This is a genomic window from Alcanivorax nanhaiticus (genome assembly GCF_000756665.1).
Classification (GTDB): Bacteria; Pseudomonadota; Gammaproteobacteria; order Pseudomonadales; family Alcanivoracaceae; genus Alcanivorax; species Alcanivorax nanhaiticus.
Window position 1 is genome coordinate 98,353 of record NZ_ARXV01000002.1, and the last position, 25,215, is coordinate 123,567.

Genomic DNA, 25,215 nt, shown 5'->3' on the forward strand with positions numbered 1-25,215 from the left:
TACTCTTGTTGCTCCCCTTGCGATTTCAAGGATGCGCAACATGACAACGGAACAACTTCTCCCATTACTCGGTTTCGTAACCGTAATGACCGCTACCCCAGGCCCCAACAACCTGATGCTGATGGCCTCCGGGGCCAATGCGGGATTCCGTCGCTCGTTGCCACATATCTTCGGGATTGCCGTTGGCTGTCAGATCATTTTGCTGTGTGTTGCCCTGGGCCTTGGGCAACTGCTTACCCAATGGCCCGGAGCACTGGATTTGCTTCGGGTGGTGGGGGCGCTTTACCTGCTCTATCTGGCCTGGCAACTGGTGCGCAGCAACCCCGTACAGAGTACAGCGACCCAGACCAAGCCCTTCACCTTTACGCAGGCAGCACTGTTTCAATGGGTCAACCCGAAAGCCTGGATGATGATCCTTACCGGGGTCGCCACCTTCACCAATCCACAGGATTTCACCATCAGTGTGGCCATTGTGGCAGGCGCTTTTCTGATGATCGGCCTCCCGCTGATCAGCAGCTGGAGTTTGTTTGGCGCGATACTTAAAAACTGGCTCACACAAGGGCAACGACTACGCACCTTCAATCGCATCATGGCGTCACTGCTGGTTGCCTCCCTGATACCCACATTCGGTCTTCAGGCCAGTGAAGACCCACACGCCGCGCAGGAACCCGTGGCGCAAACACAATCGCCACCGCAACAACCCGCGACGCCTCCACCCGGGCAACGGGAACCCTGGTGGCTGAGCGTGATGTGAACGGACATTTTTGCTGATCTGGGCACCCCCATTGTGGTGTCCAGTGCCGTTCTCCCTTAGGCTAGTTCCTTTCGCATAACGACATATTTGTGCCAAGGACGACCCATGCAAAACGGGCTGATGGTGCTGCACAGCAACCGTCTGGAAACTCTGACAGAACTGGTGGCCGACTGGTTAAAACGCCAGCCTCTTGCCCCACTGGAAACAGAAACCTTTCTGGTGCAGTCCAATGGCATGGCGCAGTGGCTGAAGCTGGAATTAGCCGATGCTCTGGGAATCAGCGCAGGGTTCCGTTTCCAGATGCCTGCCCGCTTTCTGTGGAGCGCTTACCGAACTGTACTTGGCGAAAAGCAAGTACCACGCACTTCCCCATTCGACAAATCCCGCCTGTTGTGGCGTCTGTACCGACTGCTCCCCACCTTGCTGGACAAGGAACATTTCGGCCCGCTGCAGCACTTTCTGCAAGACGACAATGATAGCCGCAAGCGCCACCAGCTAGCCGAACGACTGGCTGATCTGTATGACGCCTACCAGGTCTATCGCGCTGACTGGCTAGACGATTGGCAAAACGGTGATGACCGTCTGCGCAAAAGCCAAGACCTCGACGTTTTTGATGACTTCCCCACCAGCCAGTTGTGGCAGGCGTATCTATGGCGAGCGTTGCTGGCAGATATTGCCAACGATGAAACCCGGCTCAGCCGCAGCAGTATTCACAATGCGTTTGTTGAAAAGCTGAACAACGGCGACAGCATCAGTGGGTTACCCCGGCGATTGATCATTTTTGGTATCAGTGCCCTGCCCCAACAAGCCCTGGAAGCTATCGCCGCACTGAGCAAGCATAGCCAGATACTGATGCTGGTACAGAACCCTTGCCAACATTACTGGGCCGACATCGTCGAAGACCGACACCTTCTCAAGCGACAACTGGATGGCCGCAAACGCCATCTGGATGCACTACCCGAAAATCGTGTGAACCCGCTGCTGGCCGCCTGGGGCAAACAGGGCCGTGACTTTATTGGCCTGCTCTACGATCACGACGACCCGGAAAGTTACCGCAGTGCCTTTCAGAATCAGATTGATCTGTTCACAGACCAGGCGCCCTCCACTCTGCTGCAACAATTACAGCAGGACATTCTGGATCTGGAACCACTGCCAGCCGGGGAACAACGACCGGTGTTGATCGCTGATGACTCTTTGCGTTTTCGCATCGGCCACAGTACCCAGCGCGAAGTTGAAATATTACAAGACGCCCTGCTGGAAAAATTCACTCAGGATCCCGGCTTGCAACCCCGCGACGTGATCGTCATGGTGCCGGATATCGAAACCTACGCACCTTACATTGATGCGGTGTTCGGTCGCCTGGAGCGCAGCGATCCCCGCTACCTGCCCTATACCCTCAGCGACCGCAGTGCGGGTGCCGCCTCACCTCTGGCACAAGCAGTACAAACGCTGCTACACCTGCCCCATTGGCGTTTTACAGCCAGCGATATTCTCGACCTGCTTGATGTGCCCGCCCTGCGCTACCGCTTTGGTATTCATGAAAGTGATCTTCCCCAGCTGGCCCGCTGGATCGAACAAGCCCGCATCCGCTGGGGCCTCAACAGCCAGCAGCGTAGCAGCCTGGATGTACCGGGGTTTGAACAGAACAGTTGGGCCTTCGGGCTCAAGCGAATGCTGGCCGGTTATCTGATGGGCGACGGCCCGGCGTGGAAAAATATTCAGCCACTGGATGAAGTCGCCGGTCTTGGCGCGGAATTGGCTGGTCGGCTATCGCAACTGCTCGGCACTCTCGAGCAGCACTGGCACGCCAGCCATAGTGATGCCACGCCCAGCCAGTGGCAGCAGCGTTTTATTGCCTTGCTTGACGACCTCTTTGCGCCGCAAAGTGAAGAAGACCTGGCCCTGGATGCCAATCTTCGCGATGCATTAAACGACTGGTTGGCCGCCTGTGATCAGGCGGATTTTGCCGACCGGCTGCCGCTTACCGTGGCCCGCCGCCCACTGCTGGATGCCCTTAACGCCGAGAGCCTGTCGCAACGTTTCATGGCCGGGCGCATCAACTTCTGTACCCTGATGCCCATGCGCGCCATTCCGTTTCGCCATGTGTGCCTGCTGGGCATGAAAGATGGAGACTACCCCCGCCAGCAGCAGCCCATGGATTTTGATCTGATGCGACTGTGGGGACCCGCCGATCCGGCGCAGCCCGATGGCAAAAAGATAAAAACCGCCCGACCGGGAGATCGATCACGCCGGGATGATGACCGCTACCTGTTTCTGGAAGCGCTGCTCAGCGCCCGCGACAGCCTTTATATCAGCTGGACTGGCCGCAACGTGCGCGACAACAGTGAGCGCCCCCCATCCGTGCTGGTGGCGCAACTGCGCGATCACATCAATCAGCGCTGGCGAACGGAACAGGGTGAAGCGGTAGACGCCCTGACCCTGGCGCACCCATTACAGCCATTCAGTGCCCACTATTTTGACGCCAGCAACACCTCTCTCGATACCTACGCGAATGAGTGGCGGGCGCTGCTGAGAAAACGTCCCCCCTGCCCCCCATGGAGCAGAATGAGCCGCTAAATTGCGCTGCGCTGGGCCGTTTTCTCAAACAACCCGTGGCGCATTTTTTCCAACAACGGCTCAAGGCCAACCTGAAACTGGAGCAGCACTCGCTGGACGACAGCGAGCCCTTCGCGGTGGACAACGGCCTGCTACGCTATCAACTGCAAGACGAACTACTCAGCGCCGCCCTTCAGGCCGGCCCTGAGCTGGCGCTGGATGCCATGCAGCACAGCCTGGATCAACAAACCCGCAGCGGCGAATTGCCCCTGGCACCCTTCACAGACGGCAGCCGCCACAGTCTGCTCAGCCCATTACGCGAACCCTTACAGCAATACTTTGCCTTGCTGGAACAAAGCGGCGCGCCACAACCACAACAGGAAATCCGTCTCACCCTTGGCGAGCTGCAACTGGAAGACTGGCTTACCGATCTACGCGGCCCCGCCGGCAAACATCAACGGCTGGTGCTGCATACCGGCAAGCTCAAGGACCGTTTCGACAAACTCTGCCAGGACTGGGTACTGCACCTGGCTGCCTGCGCCAGTGGCATCGCCATCACCACCCACATTCAGGGCCAGGATGGACGCTTCACCTTGCCTGCCATTAATCGTAACGCCGCACAACAGCAGCTGGAACAACTGGCCCATGGCTGGCAACAGGCACTTTGCGAACCCTTGCCGATAGCCTGTGCCACCGCCTTCGCCTGGCTGAAAGGCAAAGACAAAAGCAAAGGGGAGCAAGAAGAACAACGCGGCGAAAGCGAAGCCCGCAAGGTGTTTGAATCCGGTTTCAGCCACACCGGCGAACAGGAAAAAGAACCTGCGCTATGCCGCGCCTGGCACGATTTCGACGCGATGCTCACCCCCACCCATAACGACACCAGCGCCTTCGCCTACTGGATCGAACAACTTTATGCGCCTCTCTATACCCACGCGGACTGGTCGGCATCGGGAGAAGACGCATGAGCCAAACCGTAGCTGAGCAGCGCCCATTACCAATCACCTTCCCACTGCATGGCACCCGCCTGATCGAGGCCAGTGCCGGTACCGGCAAGACCTTTACTCTTGCTGCGCTCTATCTGCGCCTGGTGTTGGGCCATGGCGACGACAACGGGTTCTCCCGCCCGCTACTGCCTCCGGAAATTCTGGTGGTGACCTTTACCGAAGCGGCCACCGAAGAACTCCGTGAACGGATTCGTGACCGGCTGGCGGAAGCGGCGCGTATCTTCAGCAGTCCCCACGCCATGGCCAGCGATCCGGTACTGGCAGAACTGCTGACCGACTACGCAGACCCTGAACAGCGCGCTCATTGTGGCCAGCGCCTGGATGCCGCCGCACAGTGGATGGATGAAGCGGCCATCTACACCATCCATGGTTTCTGCAACCGCATGCTCAAACAGCACGCGTTCGATTCCGGCAGCCTGTTCAGCCTGGAATTGCAGGAAGATGCCAGTGATGAACAACAACTGGCCGCCCGCGACTACTGGCGCAACATCATCGCCAAATTCCCAGCCAGCGCCGCGCAGGCCCTGCAAGCGGAAGGACTGAACAGCCCGGACACACTCCTCAATGAAGCCCGGCCGCTGTTTGGCTTGCGCGAAGCGGATCCGAATGCGATACCGGAAAGTGTGACCGCCTGGCTGGCTGCTACCGGCCCGCTACAGGAAAACGACCAGCAAGCCCGTGCCACTCTGGCCAACGAACTGCCGAATTTTCTGGACTGGATCAACACCGCCAGCACAGAGAAATGGCTGAACGGTAACAGCTATCGCACCGCCAGCCTGCCGGCCATGAAACAGACCCTGAAGCGTTACGCCAACGGTGAACAGCTCAAGGGCAAGGATTACGACACTCTTGCGCGCTTCGCCCACAGCGGCATGAAGCTGACCAAGAAAGGACAGGAACACCGCCCGGGTTTTGCTTGCTGCGATGCACTGGATCTGATGCTGGAAAGCCGCGCCCAAACCCAGCTGCCGCGCACCGACCTGCTGGCCCACACCGCCGCCTGGATTGATCAGCGAGTCGATCGCATGCGCCGCCAGTCGGCGACCATGGGCTTCGATGATATGCTCAGCCGCCTGCACGACGCCTTGCAAGGCAGCAACGGTGAGCGGCTTGCCCAGGTGATTCGCGAACAGTTCCCGGTGGCGCTGATCGACGAATTCCAGGATACCGATCCCACCCAGTACGGTATTTTTTCAGCGCTCTATCAAGGACAAACGCAGACCGGCTGGTTCATGATTGGCGACCCCAAGCAGGCCATCTATGCTTTCCGTGGTGCTGATGTCTTCACCTATCTGAAAGCGCGTCGTGCCACCGAGGGCAACCACTACACACTGGACACCAACTTCCGCTCCACCGCTGCCATGGTGGACGCGGTGAACCACCTGTTCGGCTACAGCCAGAAGCAGTTTGGCGATGTCTTCATGATGCAGGACGCCATTCCGTTCGAGGCGGTAAAGGCTAACGGCCGCAGCGATATTCTACTCATCGACGACCAGGAAACCGCCGGCGTCACCCTGTGGGTGGATGAACGCGATGCTCCGATCAGCGCCGGACACTACCGGGACGAGCAGGCGGCCCGCTGCGCCAGCGAAATCGCCCATCTATTAAACGGTGCCGAGCAAGGGGTAACCGGTTTCCGCAAGAACGATAGCTTCCGCCCCCTGCACCCCAATGACATCGCCATCCTGGTACGCGACCGCACCGAAGCCAAAGCCATCCGCGATGCCCTCATGGAACGCGGCGTACGCAGTGTCTATCTCTCCGATCAGGACTCCGTGTTTGCCCAACCAGAAGCCAGCGACCTGTTGCTGATTCTTCATGCCTGCGCGCAACCGGAATCGGATCGCAAGGTACGCAGTGCGTTGGCCTGCGTAGCACTGGAACAACCCTACACGGAACTGGATGCACTCAATCAGGATGAAGTGCGCTGGGAAGCCATGGTGGAACAGTTCCACGGTTACCGGCAGCAATGGCAGCAGCAAGGCGTACTGCCCATGCTGCGCAGCCTGCTGCTGGACTTCCAGGTACCCGCCCGCCTCAGCCAGAGTCTAGACGGCGAACGCTCACTCACCAATCTGCTGCATCTGGCGGAATTGCTTCAGCAAGCGGCCACCCAGCTGGATGGCGAACAGGCTCTGATCCGCTATCTGGAAGATACCGTGGCGGAGCCTGGCAGCAGCGGCAAGGAAAGCATCCTGCGACTGGAAAGTGACGATGATCGCGTCAAGGTCATCACCATCCACAAGTCCAAAGGGCTGGAATATCCGCTGGTGTATCTGCCTTTTATTTGCAGTTTTCGACCTGCAGAAAAAAGTAATCCGCCACTTCGCTATCACGACAACGATCACTTGCAGGTCAGCCTGGAACCGGATGACAACGTGGAGTTCATGGCCGACCAGGAACGCCTGGCCGAAGACCTGCGCCTGCTATATGTTGCGCTGACCCGAGCCTGCCACACCTGCACGCTGGGCATCGCACCTTACATCAAGGGCCGCGGCAAGCAGAACCAGCTGGAACGCAGCGCCATCGGCCGTCTGCTGTTCGGCGGCCCAGTGGCTAACAACGAACTGATGAGCAAACTGCAGCCGGCGGCCAACACGGCTGTGACCATTATGGCTGCGCCCGACAGTAGTGACGAACACTACCAGCCAAACAGCGATGTCATCAGCCTGTGTGAACCGCGTATTCCCAAGGTTCGCCAGCGTGAGCCCTGGTGGATTGCCAGCTATTCCGCGCTTAAACAAGTGAAAGAGACCCTGGCACCCGCTGATCCACGCGGCGACCAACTGGCAGAACATCAGGACGAAGAAGCCGATAACGAACAGGAACCTCGTCCGGGCACGATCCATGCTTTTCCCCGAGGTGCCGCCCCCGGAACCTTGCTGCATGATTTTCTGGAAGCCGCTGCCAACCCCGGTTTTTCAGCCACGCAGGAAGACCCGGCAGAGTTTGAGAAAATGCTGGAAGAAAAACTGCAAGCGCGGGGCTGGCAAGAACATGAAGGGGTGATCAAACAATGGTGGAAGCAAACCCTTTCCACCGCCCTGCCACTGGCCAACAGCTCGGTCGCGCTATGCGATATGGAAAGCTGCATCCCGGAACTGGAATTTATGCTGCCAGCCCAGCAAGTCAACGTGGCTGACATGGATACCTTGATCCGTGAGCATGTACATCCCAAACAACACCGACCGCACCTGGAAGCCGACACCCTCAATGGCATGCTCAAGGGCTTTATCGATCTGGTGTTCGAACACCACGGCAAATATTACGTGCTGGATTACAAGTCCAACTGGCTGGGTGTAGACAATAATGCTTACACCAGTGAGGCCATGACCAACGCCGTGCTGGAGAAGCGCTACGAGGTACAGTACGTGCTCTACCTGCTGGCCCTGCACCGCCTGTTGAAAAGCCGACTGCCCGATTATGACCCGGAGCAGCATTTGGGCGGCGCGGTATATGTATTCCTGCGCGGCCTGCAAGGCCCAGCCACCGGCACAGTGTTTGATCGCCCGGCAACTGCCCTGATTGAAACGCTGGATGAGATGTTTGGGGGTGAGAAATGAGCTACGAGCTACGAGCTTCTAGCCGCGAGGCGCGAGACGGGAAACCGTTTCCGAAAGTGCCCTGCCCACGTACTTACGCAACACCAATGAGACAATACAGCTTTCCTGAACGTCACTTTTTTTTCAGATTTTCATCTGGCAGCTCGAAGCTAGTGGCTCGTAGCTGCTCTTTCCCGAGGGCCTGCCATGCAAGCTGACTTGTTCGAACAGGTGCCCGAGGCCGACTGGAAAAGCACACTTGAGCAATTGCTCGAGAAAAAAATACTACGTCACCTCGATGTAGCGGTGGCGCGCTTTCTCCATGAGCAATCAACCGGTACTCACGATACAGTCCTGTACCTGGCAGCCTTTACCAGTCAGCAACAAGCCAGCGGCCATCTGTGCCTGGAGCTAAAACAAACTCGAGAGGCATTACGCAGCCAGTTGGGCGAGCTACCTTTTTCCGGCGACTATGCTGACTGGGTGGTCGCCTTGAGCGAGAGCGATCTGGTCAGCCAGGACGGTACTACACCGTTAGTGTTGGATGGCAGCCGCCTCTACTTGCGCCGTAACTGGTCCCAGGAAGTGGCGGTGGCCGAGTCCATCCGCCAGCGGCTGGCCACGCCCAGTGCCATCGATGTGAACGAACTGCGCACCGCGCTGGATACGCTTTTTCCTGATTCCGACGGACAACTGAACTGGCAAAAGATTGCCTGTGCCCTGGCCAGTCGCAGTGCCATGGCCATCATTACCGGCGGCCCCGGCACCGGTAAAACAACCACCGTGGTCCGCCTGCTCGGTCTGCTGCAAAGTCTCGCCATGGGGGAAGGCAAACGCCTGCGTATCCGGCTGGCTGCCCCCACCGGTAAAGCCGCCGCGCGACTCACCGAATCCATTGGTGATCAGGTTGAGCAACTGGATGTTGAAGCAGCAGTACGTGAGGCCATCCCCACCGACGTCACCACTCTGCATCGCCTGCTCGGTACCCGGCCGGACAGCCGCCACTTCCGCCATCACCAACACAATCCGCTGCATGCTGACCTGGTGGTAGTGGACGAAGCCAGCATGATCGACATGGACATGATGGCCAGCCTGTTGCAGGCACTCAGCCCACACACCCGGCTGATCCTGCTAGGCGACAAGGATCAGTTGGCCAGCGTGGAAGCCGGTGCCGTCATGGGCGATCTGTGTCGTCATGCCCGTGATGGCCGCTATCAAGCGGACACGGTAGCCTTTGTACAACAAAGCTGCAGCATGGATGTCAGCGCTTTTCGGGAACTCCCCGGTCAACCGGGCAATGCACTGGCCCAGCACACCGCCATGTTGCGCACCAACTGGCGCTCAAAGGATTCGCCAGGCATCAGTGCCCTGGCCAATGCGGTCAACGAGGAAGACCTGGCCACACTGCGGCAAGCTTTTACCCATCACGACAATCTGCATCGTCACACGCTGAAAAGCGAAAGCGATGATCTGGAACGGCTGCTGCTAAAGGGGAGTGGTGGCCACCCAGGCCTGCACACCCTGCTGGAAGCGGTGAAAACGCCACCGCGACAAAGGGGCGAATTTGACGATTGGGCCTCCAGCTTGCTCAAGCAGCTGACCCACCAACAACTGCTCAGCGGCTTGCGCAGCGGCCCTTTCGGCGTGGAGCAACTCAATCAGCGCATCACCCGCTTCCTGCAGCGCCGCGAGTTGATCCGCGAGCAGGAATGGTACGCAGGCAGGCCGGTGATGATGACCCGTAACGACTATCAGCTTGGGCTGATGAATGGCGACGTGGGACTTACCCTGCCCTTGCTGGAGGAAAAAAACGGCCACCCCGAATTGCTGCTCCGGGTGGCCTTCCAGCTGCCCGATGGCCGCATCAAGTGGGTGCTACCCAGCCGTCTGGACGGAGTGGAGACCGTCTACGCCATGACCGTCCACAAGTCCCAGGGCTCTGAATTCACCCACACCCTGTTGTTACTGCCAGACGCACCGCACCCGCTGCTCACCCGCGAGTTGGTCTACACCGCCATCACCCGTGCCCGGCAAACGTTTACGCTGCTGGAATATGGCAAGTCGGTGGTACTGGAAAGCGCAGTAAGGAAGCCAACGCGCCGGGCATCGGGGCTGGCTGAACGGCTGGGATAAGCAGCCGTTCTGCCAAGCTACCACACTGGCATCAGGATCATTAGAATCCGTGCTTCAACGTTTACTCGATATCAACAGGACTAGCCGGCAACCATGTCATCCGAATTGACCCGTGTCTCGACGCTCGAACAGTTACGACGCCTTGAAGCCAGCCCGCTTTTTCAGGGCTCGGTGATTGCCATCATCATCCTCTCGGCGCTGACCATCGGTGCCAATACTTACAGCTTGCCCCCCCTGTTCACCAATATCCTGGGGCTGCTGGACAATGCCATCACGATCTTCTTCCTGGTGGAAATCCTGTTCCGCTTTAGCGTTCATGCGGACAAGAAACGCTTCCTGCTGGATGGCTGGAACCTGTTCGACACCCTGGTGGTGATCGGTAGTCTGGTGCCATTGGATAATTCAGAGGTGGTACTGCTGGGCCGGTTGCTGCGGGTGTTCCGGGTACTTCGCCTGGTGTCAGTGGTGCCGGAATTGCGTTTCCTGATCAACTCCCTGCTCAAGGCTATCCCGCGCATGGGCTACATCGCCCTGTTGATGTTCATCATCTTCTATATCTACGCGGCCATGGGTTCCATGTTCTTCGCTGACATTGATGAGACACTGTGGGGCGATGTGGCCATCGCCATGCTGACCCTGTTCAGGGTGGCCACCTTCGAAGACTGGACCGACGTCATGTACGCCACCATGGACACCTATCCATTGAGTTGGCTGTACTATCTCACGTTTATTTTCCTTACCGCCTTCGTGTTCCTGAACATGATGATCGGCGCCATCCTGGAGGTCATGAGCGAAGAGCAAAATGCCAAGAACGCCCAGCAGGCCCATGATGAACGCGAAAAACTGACCCGCCAGCTGGCAGACGTACAAGAGCAACTGGCAGAACTTAACAAGCTGATTCGCACACGAAAGAACGACTGAGACAAAAAAAGACGGCCTGGTGAGCCCCAGTCAAAGGGGCTCGACGCAGGCCGAACGCACACTACTAAAAACCAGAACCAGCAAAAGAAAAAGTCAGCGGTTTCCTGCAACGGCTTGATGCAATACCAACGCCATAGCCGCAACCCGGTTTAGTGCATCCACAGACAAGGTGGCACCGGTAATGCCATCCACCTCTGCAGACAACCCATTATCTTCCGTCAGAGAGAGCCCCAGATACTGCTGACGAAACGCTGCCTGATGGATTTCCCCGCCCCGCGGCTCCCGGTAAACCAGAAGCTCAATCACGGCTATCTCACCGGCAGGACTCACACCCACGCCAATGGTCATGGGCATATCCTTGCTCTTTTCATCAATGATCCAGGCAGTGGTGCCTTCCTGCTCCCAGTAGCGCAGACGCATACCACTGTAGCCATGTCCCAGCGCCGCTTCTGCTTTTTTGCGGGTTTCCCCGCGCAAAGGCATCAACGAGATGCCCGGGACATGGCTACCATAAACCTTGGCAAGGAAGGCTTCCGGTTTCAGATACTCGGTTTCGTCGTAGGCTTGCGCCTGCAGGCTGACCGCCAGCATCAATACGCCCACAAGGCGGATCGATGCCCGAAAAAGAATCGCTGTCATCAGTTAACCAGACGTTCCTTGTCGAAGAAGGCTTCAATGAAGAACTGATTCACGCCACCAAGACGCTTACCTTCCAACCGCGCCATGGCTTCATGATAAACCGCCTGACGCTCCATGTTTTTCGGCAATAGCGCCCCCATAGTCCAGGCACCTGCACGCATCCACCCATAATTCATTTTCTGCCACCAACCATACTTCATGTCGTACTGCTCACGAATTCGCGGCGGGAGTTCGGCAGAAGTAATAATTTCCTGACCCCACATCGGGAAGATCATCCAGATGGATTGTGCCTTGAACAGATCATTCTTCAGTTGCATGGCGGCGGGCGTCACGGTCAACTGCGGGCTGGCCCACATGGCCCGGTTATACTCCATGAACTCGTTCCAGTCGGCAGGCAATGCGCTCTCAGGAATGCCAAACAACATGGCAAACAGTTTCGTCTCTTCGTAGAAACGATCCTTTTCTTGCTGCGTCAGCGGTTCTTCCATCTCCTCGTACATGTGCACGATGGTTTCCCACAGGGTGGCATGTACCCAGATCATCGCGTTGATCTCATTGGCCCGGTATTCAGAACCACGCTCGAAGGCACCACTCTTCTCGGGCAACTGCCCTTCAATTTCTTCATGGATATCACGTACCTGATTCGCGGATGCCATTACCTGGGGCATGCTTCCATAGGTAACGCTCAGGATGTGATAGAAAGTGCGACGCGCACGACCGAGCGGATCATTACGAACCACGGAGTGTTCATCAATGCCTGCGGTAACCCAGGGGTGAGCAACCTGCAATAGCAAGGCACGACCAGCGCCAAAGCTGCCAGGCAGAGCCATACCCGACAAACGCCACATCATGGAATCCGGGCCATACAGCCCGACTCGTGGATCAGGCAGCTCGTTGTCATGAATTTTCAGCAGCTGCTTGCAGAAATTCGCTTCATCAATCCAGCGCGGCAATGGCGCACTGCCATCGCGGGGCACGAGTGTCTGGACGGCATTATCGCTGGCTGCGGTCTCATCGCCGTTGGCTGCCGCAATGTCTGCCTCACTCACGTTCTGGCCACAGGGGTTGGTCAAATACCCCGTTTCCGCACGCACCAGATCCAGACGAAGCTCTTTTTTATCCCCATTAAACTTAATCTCGGCTGGTAACTTGTAGTTTCCGGTGACCGACATGTAATCATGGAAATAAATTTTCCAGCCATCTTCCTCAATCTTCTTGGCCAGGTTGGTTCCTTGCTGGGTCACATTGGCGTCCGCCGTGGCAGGCAGGCCACGCACCCAGTAAGACAGAGAGCTCGCCTTCATGACCGACTGAAAGTGCTGAGCGACTTTTTCTGCCTCATACCCGCCAATCACGTCCAGCATTTCACTCTCTGGCTCATAGATATTGCCACGGATTACTGCCTTCGGTTTACCCACCGGGTTATCGCCGAGAATAGCCAACTCGTAATTTTCATCAATCTGCTTGAAGTAGAAGTTGCTCTTGGATTTCACACCATTGGCGCGCAACTCCATAGCACCCTCCACCATCCATTCGCTGAGCGTTTCGGGAGATTTGGGAACATAATCAGACTCCTTCAGGGAGGAACAACCTTGAAGGGCCACCAACAACAACCCAAGAAGCACTACTTTTGCGTTTTCGCTAAGCATTTTCATGAGGCTCTCAACTACGTTTTTTTGTTATCGAAAGGCAGACCTCATGCGGTCTGCCGTAATGCCTTTTTATCAATCTTGCCGACAGAGGTCAGAGGTATTGCATCAATAAAGAAAATCTCTCTGGGGATCTTGTAAGGGGACATATTGTCCCGACAGAAGGTTTCCAGCTGGGCTTTCAGGTCTGATTCGCTGTCCTGGTTATCAGGGGTACGCTGAATATACAGTTGCACCACATCATTACCGGGGCGATTGGTATCAGGACGGCCAACAACCGCACACATGCCAACCCAGGGAAGGCTTTGCACCTTGCCCTCTACTTCCACCGAGAACACCTTGTAACCACCCACGATCAGCATATCTTTGCTGCGATCACAGACCCGAACGAAACCGTCTTCATCCATTACCCCGATGTCACCGGTGTGCATCCAGACTTTTCCATCCACTTCCCGCAGCGCCTTGCGGCTAGCTTCCGGCATTTCCAGATACCCCTGCATCACCTGGGGACCTGCAGCGATAATTTCACCCGCTTCCCCAAGGGGCATGACGGTATCACCGGTTTCCGCATCGACGATGCGAACATCGGTACCCGGCAGCGGGATTCCCACATGAGCTTCCTTGAAGTGCGACGCCGGATTCAGGGTGATCACCGGGCTGGTTTCAGTCATGCCGTACACTTCACAGAATTTCCCGGCACCCACCACACTTTCCAGTCGCTGCACTTCTTCCTTGGCAAAAGGAGCCGCGCCTGAAATCGCCATCCGCAGGCCGGAGAAATCCAGTTCTTTGAAGGTCTGATTAGCACACAGCATCTGATACAACGCCGGCACCGCCGCCAGCACCGTCGGTGTGCGGGCTTTCATTTCACTGACAAAATGATCAATGTCACGGGGATCTGGGATCAGCAAAAAAGTCGACGCTGTACGGAGGGCATTGAACAGCACCGCAGCACCACCAATGTGGAATAGCGGAAACGCGGAGGCCACGGTCTCTTCACCGGTGCGGTAACCGTAGAAGACATTCGCCTGCAGGTTATTCATGAACAGATTACGGGACGTCAGCTTGGCACCTTTGGGCAAGCCGGTGGTGCCTCCGGTGTATTGCAGGTACAACACCTTGTCCATATCAACCCGGGTATTCAGTGGCTCCCCAGTCTCTGGCAGGTGATCATGCAGGGAAATCGCCGTCACGCCTTCGCTTGTTTCCTCAACGGCTTCGCCATTGCCGGTGAGAATATCCATCGGGCCAGACACAATCACCGTGCTGAGCGTAGGCACTTTACCCAACACCGGGGGCACTGATGTTTGCCAGAATGGCACCAAGGTCATCAGGATTTTTACTTTGGCATCATTGGCCTGGTGAGTAATTTCCGGTGGCGTCATCAGCGGAGAAATACTGGTAGACACCATGCCCAGACGGGCAGCGGCAATAAAGCCGATCACGTACTGTGGGGTGTTGGGTAATTGTAGGCCCAGCACATCCCCTTCTTTTGCACCCTGGGCAACAAACAATGCCACCAGCCGATCGGCCAGGCTATCCAGTTGCTTGTAGGTCAGTGCCTGGCCGAGGAACACCAGCGCTTCACGATCAGGGAACCGGGACGCATAGTCACGCACGTAATCAGAGAGTGTTTTCTCTGGCAGATCTGGCAGGGCGTGCCAATCCTTTCCCAAAGATTCGTAGGTCGACAACCAGGGGCGATTATCCGATTTCATATGTGCACCTTAAGCGGATTTGTTCAATTTATAGGCTTCAGGGTGTTTGCGGGCATCTTCAAACGCCTTGCGGGCCATGGGGATCAAACGTCGCTTCTTCGGTGTGAGTGAATACATCACCCGATAAAAACGACACCAGGCCTTGAACAATCGCTGGTCACGACGGGTCCACGGAATATCAAAGCGCTCTCGATATTGCTGTGGCAACGTGGCGCGCAGGTTGAATCGCAAGAAAGGTCCCACCACCGCCCGGATCATCTTCCAGGCAAACTCCGGCAGCCAGTCAACCGGGGGCTTCGGAATCTCAAGATAGTGGTTGTGCGCCAACAGGTCTTTAGCCACATCTCCCATCACCAGCTTATCTTTGATCATGTGGTCAAAGTATTCCCAGTATTCGTCGCGGGTCGCGGGCAAGTCCTGATCACGAATACCCATCAAGCCTCCCAGCTGACGCCATTCGATAAACATCTGCTCTCGCTGTTCCTCGGTGGGTGACTTACCCAGCATCTCGTGCATCCGAATGGTGGCGTCATAACCTGTGATGTGTACCCAGCTATACGCCTCCGGATCGAGCGAAAAGTACTTGTTGCCGTTCTTGTCCACCCCTTTGATGGAACGATGAAGATCATAGAGCTTCACTCCCATCTCGATCGCTTTCTGGGGCCGTGCATACACAATTGGCCACAGCAGGGCTGTCGAGCGCCTGGCTCTACCCCAGGGGTCTGTTTTGTAAACGGAATGCTCGTCCACACCTGCATCAACAATGGGGTGCGACACCTGAAGTACGAACGCCTGCGGCAGCATCAAGTTAAAGCGCCAGGAACCAAAGTCCTGCCAGGTCAACGAGTCCGGACCAAGGGGCTTTAGCACGTCACGGCGTGACTGCTCAGCAGTTTGTGTCATTGGGCACTCCAGTCATCCAAAATGAGACAAATTAGAAAATACGTCTCAATCCAGCCATTAGCAAGACAAAGAAACATATTTGTTTCTCTTGTCGACTACCCGGCCCTCACTTTTCATGCAGACTGGGGCTTGCACATAAATAAATGACATATGTTTGTTTCAGACAACGATACAGATATTGATTTCTGTATCATAGTATGATTTTTTGAATGCGCAATGTTTCTGGATTGAAAACCTGGACGGACCTGCCAGCCCTATATCCAAACAACACCTAAAACTGGTGCTGGAGAAAAACAATGAAGAAAAATTCGCAGCTAGGCTTAGGCTTACTTATTCCCGCATTCTCTTCGGTGATGATCGGTTGCGGGGGTGACAACGCCCCCTTCGTTCCACCGAAGCCCGGTAACGCCTTGGTATACACCTACCCGGTGGACGGCATGGTGGATGTCCCCACCCCAAGCAAGGCCATGCTGGTGTTTTCCAGCCAAGTGAACGAGACACTGGTGAAAGCCAACTGTACGGGGACTTCGGATGCCCCGGTTGGCGCTTTCTGCGTGACCGGCCCGGACGGACCTGTGGACACCGCCGGCCGCATCAACATCATTAACAAGGGTCGTACTATCGAGTTCAGTATGGACGGCCTCACCCCCGGCACTTCCTATCAAGTCTGGATCCGCCGGGAAGCTTCTCCGTCTGCTGTTAACCTGACGAACGACAAGCCGCTGTTCAGCTTCACAACCCGACAGGAATCCCCACTGAAAGGGCAGCCGCCAGTGGTACTGGCATTCAATCAGGAAAACCCTGAGGCCTACATTGATGGCAGCGACATCACCCCGCAGTTTCCCATTGTCGATATTTCTCCTGTTCGCCTGACCTTCAGCGAGCCCCTGTTTGATGATTCCGTGGTCTTGGGCGACTCAGTGCAGTTCATCAAGATTAACGAGGACAACAGCGAAGAAAGCGTTGAAGTGGACATGCTCGCCGAGCGCCACTACATCACTTTGCAGCCAGAACAGGACATGCAACCCAACGCCCGTTATGAAGTGCGTCTCAGCGGCGACATTCTGGATTTGAACGGTGAAGCTCTCGACCCGGTGACCTACAGCTTTGAGCCGCGCGGAACAAAAGCCACCACCGAAACGGCCAACCCACCTATTGCACAAACACTACAGACCTACCCTGACATGGAAACCCCAGGCTACCCGGGCACTTCCAGAATCACGGGGGGGCCAACCAACCAGTTCAGCCTGGAAAACACCGCCCTTGGCAAAAATGTAGCTAACTCGCTACCCAATGGACTGGAAGCATTTCTCGCCAACCCACAAAAATTTGGTGGTGTCATCACCCCGGTTCTGGCCCGTAAAGGCCAGCAGCTGCAGCTCACGGGTATCGACCCGGCCAAGCTGGGCGGCGAGGTCCGCACTGATTTGAACACAGGCCTGATCACCGGCACCTTCCTGAGCAATGTGACCGGTTACCTGATGCCTAACATCTATCGTCCTGCAGGTTTTCAGCCTGATGATGATCGGGCTCCGCTGTACGTGTACATGGACTTCGATCTGGCACTGCAAACCGAAAACAACCAGGGCAACGCCTCCCTTAACCAGAACCTGATGCACGTTCGCGCCATCGGTGTGGCCACCATTGAAAACCGCACTCTCACGCTGGAAGTCTTCCGCACACTGGAGCTGGATGTGCTGGGTGGTGCCACAAAAGTCAGTGCAGATTTTAATCTGGCCGCCCGCAGCGACCCGAATATCGCTATTGATTTCACCAACTATGACGCACCCCGTATCACCGGCAGCTACCCCTCCAATTACAAGACCGGGGTGGAAACCAATGACACCCTGCTGCTTACCTTCAACGAACCCCTGAGTACCAGCGGACTCGACGAAATTCAGCTACTGGATATGGGCAATGGCGGCTCCCCCGTCAATATCCAGGTCAAGCGTAGCGGCACCAGCCTGGTGGTTTCTCCTCAGGTACGCTTGAATCCCGCCACCGAGTATCAGTTGCAGATACCGCAAAGTCTTAGTGATATCCATGCCTTCAACCCCCGCTTCCTGGAATCAGCCCAGGAGGATGCATTGGAGGGCACGAATACCCTTACCTTTACGACTGCTGATTACACACGCACCGAAAACGGTGGTGATCAGGTTCCGCCTATCATCCTTGGCCTGCATCCCGGCATTGGCTGTGCGCTGACTGAAACCGGCGTGCAGGGTTATGCCGGCCGCTGCGTGGGAGGCCAAAGCGATGACGAACTCTACCTGGATTTCCAATATGAAATCGGACGCGTGATCGAGGCATCGTTCAGCCAGCCGATGGATACCGACTCCATGGTACTCGGCACTATCACGGCTAACGGCAGCGCCTGTGAAAACGGGCCTATCTGCCTGGGTCAGGAAGTGGAAGGCACTTGGCAAACCATTGATGCCTCACTGGTGCCAGCCAACCTGAATCTGAAAATTCATCCTGTGCAAGGCAGCTTCGTAGATGGACAAGACTATCGTCTGGTCGTCAATGGTGACAGCCAGCCTCGTCTTTACAGTCACAGCAACCTGGGTCACCTGGCGCTGAATACTACGCCTCTGGAAGGCATGCGTAAGGGCAACAATATCGACAACCAGGGTGGCGATAATATTGTTATCAACTTCCGCGCTGTCGCTCCCTTCGATACCGTTTACGCGACGGTCTACACCCGCCCCTACGCGGACTACAACGGCAGTGGTGGCTGGGATGCTGGAGAGCCGGATTCCGAAAGCAATTTTGCGACCGCCGAAGTCAAAGACACCAGTGGCCTGATTACCAGCGCCGGCTTCGACGATCCCGACAAGGACAAGATCTACGCCACCGGCGCACTGCCCATGGCCTTCCTGCCCAAACAACCGCTGGACCTGTCCGTGCCGGATCTGGGTCTGGAAGATCAGGGCGACGGCAGCTGGTGTATTCCCAACCCTTCGCAAACTGACGCTCTCGGGAAACAGCACTGCCTGAATGTGGATAGCACGGCCATGATTCCGGTTGAAGTCAATCCCCAGATTATTCTGGGTACCGGTCTGACCGTGAAAGCGAATGTCGGGCTGGATTTCGGTTTCTTCGAACTGGCTATTCCCCTGCCACTAAACACCCGCTCGGTACTGCTGAGAATTCGCCCGGAACGCCCGGATCAGAATAGTGAAGTGCAGCGTCTGCATGGCTATGTAGTCAACCTCGAGGGCGAAGACAAACCCTACTTTATCGTTCGTCTGCCCGCTTGGCTGGATGTGCCTGACCTGGATCTGCTCACAGCACTTCAGGAAGCCTTGTTGGGCTCGGGGAATGCCTTCATTACCGGCACTTTCCTGAACGATCTGGTCGCAGCTGGGGCGAACCATACCGCCTACAGTCTTGCGGTAACGCCCTACTTATATGGCCCTATCAGCTTCCAGGATGACGGCCGCATCACTCTCAAGGTTTCCAACCTCAATAATGTTGAGGCCACCCTCGGTGTGGAGCTTTTCCCTGGCTTCCTGTCGGCCACCGCCGGTTCCGCCGATCTGTTGCTGCCAGCAGAAGGGGTGAGCCTGCAGGTAATGAACCTGCCCTCACGGGCTCGCAAACTGCCTGAGAACGCACAATAAGGACAACAACATGCAGAGCAAGAATCCTGTTCTGCGCCTGCCGGCGCTTGTCGCCGGCCTGGCGCTGTGCGCCCCATTGATGGCGCAGGAAAGAACCATTCCGGAATACGATGATGTCCGGGTTGATTACCCTGGATCTGATTTCGTTCGTGACATCGCCGGTGAAGATCGCTTCTATTTCCGGCTTGGTGCCATGTACTTTGCCCCCGATGTAAAGACCAACTACATCACTGCAAAGAACCTGACCGAGATCGCAGAAACCGCATTGGGTCCCAGCCCGCAGCCGCTGGAAGGGGAAACCTCCGCGGATCCGCTGCTAATGCCGGGGGTGATCTTTGGCTACAAACTACCCTGGGGTAAAGGCTGGTCACTGGAGCTCATCGCTTCCGCACCGCCCACTCTGGAAATCAAAGCCAAGGGGCGACTGGCTGACGAACCACTGGTGGAGGAAGTCAACGGCATCCCTACAGGTGTCCCCCCTCTGGGGGAGAAAATCGCAGAAACCAAAGCCGCCCCTCCACTGATAACACTGGTAAAACGTTTTCGGTTGGACAAACGGGTACAGCCCTATCTCGGTGGCGGTATTGGCTATCTGTTCACCTATGACACCAAAGTGACCAACCCCATCGCCACAGCACTGGGCGAACCGGATATTGAAGTCGACAACAAGTTTGGCTGGGCAGCCCAGGCCGGGATGGATTTTCATCTGGACAAGCACTGGTGGCTGTCACTGGATGCAAAATACATTACCTTCCCGGATATCTCCGCCACCGTTGAAAACATGGTAGTGGAAGCGCCCGGGCTACCACAGTTCCCCTACGCCGAAGTGGGCGATGTGGAATACAACGCTGACATCAATGTGTTCGCCTATACACTTGGAATCGGCTTTACCTTCTGATGACGCTCTGTCAACAAAGCATGGCCATAAAGCAAAAAGACCGGCGGGAGAATCCCTGCATACTGATTCAGTCCAGGTTTGCCAAGACTGTCGCTCTCAGCCTTTCATCAGTGGACGCAAACACTGCTCGGCCACCTGCCGCACCGACGCCTCATCAGACGGATTCATCACCCCCTCCGGGGACAGCAGCATGGACTGCATCAATCTCAGCATCAATTCAGCGAGAAAGTCCGGCGACAGGTCGCTGATCGCTTCTTCTTTTTTTACTTTTTCCAGCATGGCGGCAAGATACATGCGGAAAAAGCCCATCATCCGCCACAGCCCCTGAGTAAAAAACGGCAGAATGATGTCCGTATCGGAAGTCTGTAGACGACGCCAAAGCGGATGCGCATGCGCTCGGGTCACTGCCAGTACAAATGATTCCAGCAGCTTGTTTAGCCCACCTTCAACTGATTCCAACTCTTCTTCAATCCGATCCAGCTCACGCTTGGCCTCACGCAGGATGATCATCTGAGTAAGCTGATCCTTGTCGCGGAAACGACGGTAGGCTGTCGCCCGCCCTACCCCCGCCTTGTTCGCCACATCTTCCATGGTGGTGCGACGCAGACCGAACTCGATAAACAGCTCAAGCCCTGCATCAATAATCTTCACATAGGTCTTGTCGCCCTCAGGGAGTTGAATACCTTGCAGGAGCGCATTTGAAGCAGCTGTGTTCCGTGACATTAAGACTCCATGTGCATAGTTGTTATCTGGAAGGCGGATATCCAAAGGCCGTAACGGTAGCAAATACATCCGCAAACGTGAACGACCACAGCCCGGTAAACATTGTCACCTCCGGGGAAGCCATTTTCTGTGAAGAAACCTTCAAGCGAACAAGTGTATTCACTTCTTTACGCTTTATATATCGCCTTTCACAGTGGCGCGTGCACCATTGCTGCCTCTCTATATACCGCACCGGCAAACAATGACTACGCAGTCACATTGGCGAGATCAACATTTGACCGATCGATACAATAAGATTAATTTGTATCACGGTCGCATTTTGACCTCGATCATCTCTTATCACCTGGAACCCTCAACCATGTGATCCGGGGCGACCGGGAAACCGGGCAGAAACGCCGCGGGGATAAAAACAAATAAAGTTCGACATGACTGTCGGAGGTATGCCTGCAATGAAAAAAATAACGCTTCAAACAATGATACCCCGCTGGAAAGCCCTGACCATGCTGGTCACGGCTATAGCAGCAACCCCCGGCTGTGGCGGCGGAGAATCGGCCAGCACAGCAACGGACTCTCCTCCAGCCAGCAGCACTACACAGGCTCTGCCACCATCGAGTCAGGACAAAGTGACGCTAACACCGGAACAAGCCGCCCCCCGGAATGCCTATAGCGCAGGCGAGGGAAAGACATCCTCTTCGGGGTATGACGGCAGCGGCAGTGATCCCTACCATGATGAACCGCCGGTGAATGTCTATAACCGCCCCGCCAACTACGATCCCTATGCCCTGTTGGGCGAAAGCAGTCGCGGCGGCTGGGCAGTATGGGATTTCTGTTATGGCAAACCGGATGAAGCCGTGCTGCCGCAGGATCCACGCTCCATGATTCAGCCTGGTATTAGTTATGGCAAGGCCGTTCACTTCAATGCTCACTGGAAAAACTGCCATGTGGATCCTGAGGCAGTACAGGAAGTGGGTAATGCGGAAACCTGCGGCGAGCTGCGCGAACGATTCGAGTGGGGTGGCCGCCTGCTGACTGGTGGCTCTGAAGGCGTTGGAGCGCTGTTTGCTGGCACCGATCCCTACACTCTGGAAGGCGCCATGGGGATTTCTACCCTGACAGCGGGCCAGTATCGTCGCTTGTGGAAATCCTGGGGCAGATACATCGCTCAGCCAAATAACTATGACCAACGTGTTGCCGAACGTTACGGTTCGCCCATCAGCGACACCCGCAACCCTTACCCTCTTGCCGGTGAGGACCCGAACAAGACCGACGGTGGCTCCGGCCAGCTGCCGCTGATGTTTACCCAGATGCGCTTGAAAGACGGCTCCTGGTCAGGGCGAATCGGGATCACCTGCCATGCCTGTCACAGTGGCAATGTGGAACATGAAGGAATGGGCAACACCCTGGGAAGCGGTAGCCCGCTTGCCGATCTGGATCTGTTCCTGCGTGATGCCCTGCCCCAAGGCTACCTGGCGTCGGTGGCAACCCTCGCCAATCTCAGCCATGGCCGGGGCACCAACAATGCATCGGACGTGAACCTGGCTTTCTTCTTCCCGGATGAGGGATTCTACTCTGCCCGTGATTTCGTCGGCCTGCTGAATAGTGGTTCCACTGCCTCCATGGATACACCAGCCTGGTGGAACCTGGGACACCGTCCGGTGAAATTTGCCGACGGCATGTTCCCCGCAGATGCGCCACGGATCGATCAGGTGTTCTACACCCCGATCTTCGGTCTGTTTGGTTCCGTTCTTGGCCCCCTTAGCGAAGCCGGCCAGGATTACATGCGCAAGGCAGGCCCACCGATTAACGCCTGGATTGAAACCCTCAAGGCGCCAAAGTACCCCGCCCAGATCAATACCGCGCTGGCTGAACAAGGTGCCATCCTGTTCCATGAGCTGGACATGTGGGGACCGGATCGCAGTAACCCGGTTGACCGTCCACAGGGCAACGGTTCCTGTGCCAGTTGCCATGGTGCCTACTCGCCACGCTATGTGAACGACCCGAACTTCCTGGCAGATCCTGCCCTGGAAGGGGTGGCTTCCTATATCGTACCGCAGCGAATTATCGGCACTGACGCTGTACGCTGGGAAACCAATAACGAAAGCATGCAGCGTGCGGGTACCGTGAACTTCTTCGGCTACCCACCCACCAAGGGCACAGAAAACGATTGCGGCCCACAGAATCAGGAGCGTCTGCGTGGCGATCGTGAACTGGGCTATCTGGCACCGCCACTGTATGGCGCATGGGCAACCGCACCCTACCTCCATAATGGTGCGATCCCGGACATGTGGAGCCTGCTCAAACCGGAAGATCGCCCGACCATCTGGCGTCGCGTCTCTGCACCGAAGATGAAGAACCCCTGGTACAACAACGGCAATGTGGTCATGGGTTTCGACACCAACTTCGAGCGCGCCTACGACAAGAACAAGATGGGCTGGAAGTACGACGAAATTCAATGCGAATGGCGCACCTGGTGGAACCCGGCGGTAACGCCCGGCTATACCTGTGATCCCAATGACGAACGTAATACCCCGCTGGCCCAGGAAATCCTGGGGGTACTGTTCGACAACCTGATCCTGGTTTGGAATATCTGGGCACCACCGACCATCACCAATGCCCAGGTGGAAGATCGCAAGATCTACAACACCATCCTGTATAGCCAGGGCAACGAAGGTCATGAGTTCAACAGCGTTCTCACAGACCAGGAACGTCTGGCCATCATGGAGTATCTGAAAACCCTGTAAGCCCAACCCCGCATTGATGCAGAAAAAGAAACCCGCACAACGCAAGATGTGCGGGTTTTCTTTTGTGGGAGCGGCGGTTCCGCCGCAATGTAGCAAGACACGATAGAAACGCTGAATCGCGACGGAACCGTCGCTCCCACGGTGAGGTAGATAAGGGGTACTGGTTGATCTTCCCAACCAGGCTTCCCGCCAAAACGCGATGAACCAACCGGCCGCAAAGCGGCCACAAAAAAGGCGGCCTTCGGCCGCCTTGATTTGTTCGATCCAGAAAGGATTACGCGGAACGCGCGATCTCCATCAGATGAACGTCGGCATTGCCGAACAGGCCATCCACCGCACTCAAACGCTTCACGAAATGCCCCACGTTCAGCTCATCAGTCATGCCCATGCCACCGTGAATCTGAATAGCTTCCTGGCCAATCTTGCGACCGGCACGGCCCAACTGGGCCTTCATGGCATGTACTGCTTTGGCAGCATCGTCATGGCCTTCCACCAGTTTCAGGGTAGCTGCCATCAGCAGCGACTTGGTTTGCTCCATGGCAATAAACATATCCGCCATACGGAACTGCAGCGCCTGGAATTTACCAATGGGCAGACCGAACTGCTTGCGGGTTTTGCTGTATTCAACCGTGTCGTTCAGCAGTACTGCCAGGCTACCTGTAGACTCGGCAGACAGCGCCAGCAAGCCTTCCAGCAAGACGCTTTTCGCGATGTCATAGGCCTGGTTCAGCTCACCGATACGGGCGGCTTCAGATACCTTGACGTTGCTGAAACGAATCTCGGCACCCTGACGGCCATCCACGGTGCGGTGCGGAGTGCGCTCGATACCCTCGTCATTGGCATCCACCAGGAACAGGCTCAGGCCGTCCTTGTCACCGGGCTGGCCGGCAGTACGGGCCAGCACAATCAGCTGGTCAGCATGGTCGCCGTTCAAAACACAGGCCTTGGTACCGTTTAGCATCACGCCATCGCCCTGAGCCTCACCCTTCATGGCAGTATTTTCCAGGGTAAAGACGCGCTCGTATTCCTCTGCGGCAAACGCCAGCTGCAGACCGCCTTCCAGCAGGGAGGGAATGGTTTCTGCCTGTTGCGTGTCGGAAGCGTGACGCAGGAAACCGCCACCCAGCACCACCGTGGCAATGTACGGTGCCATGATCAGGCCTTCGCCCAGCTCCTGCAGCAGTACCATGGTCTCCAGCGGGCCCATGCCCAGACCACCGTGCTCTTCAGCGAACGGTACGGCCAGCCAGCCCAGTTCCGCAAACTGGCCCCAGGTGGCTTCGTCCAGCGGCATCAGCTTCTTGTTCTGGCGGTGCTTCTCTACATCGTGGTTGTCTCGGACAAAACGCTTGGCGCTGTCCGCCAGCATTTGCTGCTCTTCACTCAACTGAAAATTCATCTGACTTCTCCT

The 25,215-nt window shown here is 56.4% G+C and carries 15 protein-coding genes; 9 read left to right on the forward strand and 6 right to left on the reverse strand.

What is annotated here, in order from left to right; all coding sequences use genetic code 11:
- Positions 1 to 40 precede the first annotated feature (40 nt).
- From Y5S_RS02580 to Y5S_RS02600, 6 genes are all read left to right on the forward strand, one after another.
- Positions 41 to 754 (forward strand): LysE family translocator, encoded by a 714-nt coding sequence (locus Y5S_RS02580; RefSeq protein WP_035230203.1) that lies wholly within the window; start codon positions 41 to 43, stop codon positions 752 to 754.
- A gap of 105 nt (positions 755 to 859) precedes the next feature.
- Positions 860 to 3,331, forward strand: a complete 2,472-nt coding sequence (gene recC, locus Y5S_RS02585) for an exodeoxyribonuclease V subunit gamma (protein WP_231552610.1) — start codon at positions 860 to 862, stop codon at positions 3,329 to 3,331.
- Positions 3,271 to 4,275 carry a hypothetical protein gene (locus Y5S_RS19970; RefSeq protein ID WP_231552611.1) on the forward strand — a complete coding sequence of 335 codons (1,005 nt, stop codon included), beginning with the start codon at positions 3,271 to 3,273 and terminating at the stop codon, positions 4,273 to 4,275. The genes recC and Y5S_RS19970 overlap by 61 nt, the downstream gene beginning before the upstream one ends.
- A complete protein-coding gene (recB, locus tag Y5S_RS02590; RefSeq protein ID WP_035230205.1) occupies positions 4,272 to 7,877 on the forward strand; it encodes an exodeoxyribonuclease V subunit beta in 3,606 nt (1,201 codons plus the stop codon). The genes Y5S_RS19970 and recB overlap by 4 nt, the downstream gene beginning before the upstream one ends.
- Before the next feature lie 186 nt (positions 7,878 to 8,063).
- Positions 8,064 to 9,989, forward strand: a complete 1,926-nt coding sequence (gene recD, locus Y5S_RS02595) for an exodeoxyribonuclease V subunit alpha (protein ID WP_035230207.1) — start codon at positions 8,064 to 8,066, stop codon at positions 9,987 to 9,989.
- Positions 9,990 to 10,082: 93 nt separating this feature from the next.
- On the forward strand, positions 10,083 to 10,910 hold the full coding sequence (locus Y5S_RS02600; RefSeq protein WP_035230209.1) for an ion transporter: 828 nt from the start codon (positions 10,083 to 10,085) through the stop codon (positions 10,908 to 10,910).
- Positions 10,911 to 11,003: 93 nt separating this feature from the next.
- On the opposite strand, the gene Y5S_RS02605 is transcribed toward Y5S_RS02600, so the two are convergent.
- Genes Y5S_RS02605 through Y5S_RS02620 form a run of 4 tightly spaced genes read right to left on the reverse strand, consistent with a single transcriptional unit; the run spans position 11,004 to position 15,819 of the window.
- Positions 11,004 to 11,549, reverse strand: coding sequence for an FMN-binding protein (locus Y5S_RS02605; RefSeq protein ID WP_035230210.1), 546 nt, complete (start codon positions 11,547 to 11,549; stop codon positions 11,004 to 11,006).
- Complete coding sequence (locus Y5S_RS02610) at positions 11,549 to 13,204, reverse strand: lipoprotein insertase outer membrane protein LolB (RefSeq protein ID WP_035230212.1); 1,656 nt, start codon at positions 13,202 to 13,204, stop codon at positions 11,549 to 11,551. Before Y5S_RS02610 ends, Y5S_RS02605 begins: the two co-directional genes overlap by 1 nt.
- A 41-nt stretch (positions 13,205 to 13,245) precedes the next feature.
- Entirely contained in the window at positions 13,246 to 14,916 is a 1,671-nt protein-coding gene (locus Y5S_RS02615; RefSeq protein WP_035230215.1) for a class I adenylate-forming enzyme family protein, read from the reverse strand.
- 9 nt (positions 14,917 to 14,925) lie between these two features.
- Entirely contained in the window at positions 14,926 to 15,819 is an 894-nt protein-coding gene (locus Y5S_RS02620) for an oxygenase MpaB family protein (protein WP_035230217.1), read from the reverse strand.
- A 296-nt stretch (positions 15,820 to 16,115) separates the two neighbouring features.
- Between Y5S_RS02620 and Y5S_RS02625 the strand changes: the two genes are divergently transcribed.
- Positions 16,116 to 19,442, forward strand: a complete 3,327-nt coding sequence (locus Y5S_RS02625) for an Ig-like domain-containing protein (protein WP_035230219.1) — start codon at positions 16,116 to 16,118, stop codon at positions 19,440 to 19,442.
- A gap of 10 nt (positions 19,443 to 19,452) precedes the next feature.
- Positions 19,453 to 20,340, forward strand: coding sequence for an OmpW/AlkL family protein (locus Y5S_RS02630; protein ID WP_052041355.1), 888 nt, complete (start codon positions 19,453 to 19,455; stop codon positions 20,338 to 20,340).
- Positions 20,341 to 20,436: 96 nt separating this feature from the next.
- On the opposite strand, the gene Y5S_RS02635 is transcribed toward Y5S_RS02630, so the two are convergent.
- Positions 20,437 to 21,063: a TetR/AcrR family transcriptional regulator gene (locus Y5S_RS02635; protein WP_035230222.1), complete on the reverse strand. Its 627-nt coding sequence runs from the start codon at positions 21,061 to 21,063 to the stop codon at positions 20,437 to 20,439.
- A 449-nt stretch (positions 21,064 to 21,512) separates the two neighbouring features.
- Here Y5S_RS02635 and roxB point away from each other — a divergent pair, with 449 nt between their 5' ends.
- On the forward strand, positions 21,513 to 23,804 hold the full coding sequence (roxB, locus tag Y5S_RS02640; RefSeq protein ID WP_156107551.1) for a rubber dioxygenase RoxB: 2,292 nt from the start codon (positions 21,513 to 21,515) through the stop codon (positions 23,802 to 23,804).
- 274 nt (positions 23,805 to 24,078) lie between these two features.
- On the opposite strand, the gene Y5S_RS02645 is transcribed toward roxB, so the two are convergent.
- Positions 24,079 to 25,203 carry an acyl-CoA dehydrogenase family protein gene (locus Y5S_RS02645; RefSeq protein ID WP_035230224.1) on the reverse strand — a complete coding sequence of 375 codons (1,125 nt, stop codon included), beginning with the start codon at positions 25,201 to 25,203 and terminating at the stop codon, positions 24,079 to 24,081.
- Positions 25,204 to 25,215 lie beyond the last annotated feature (12 nt).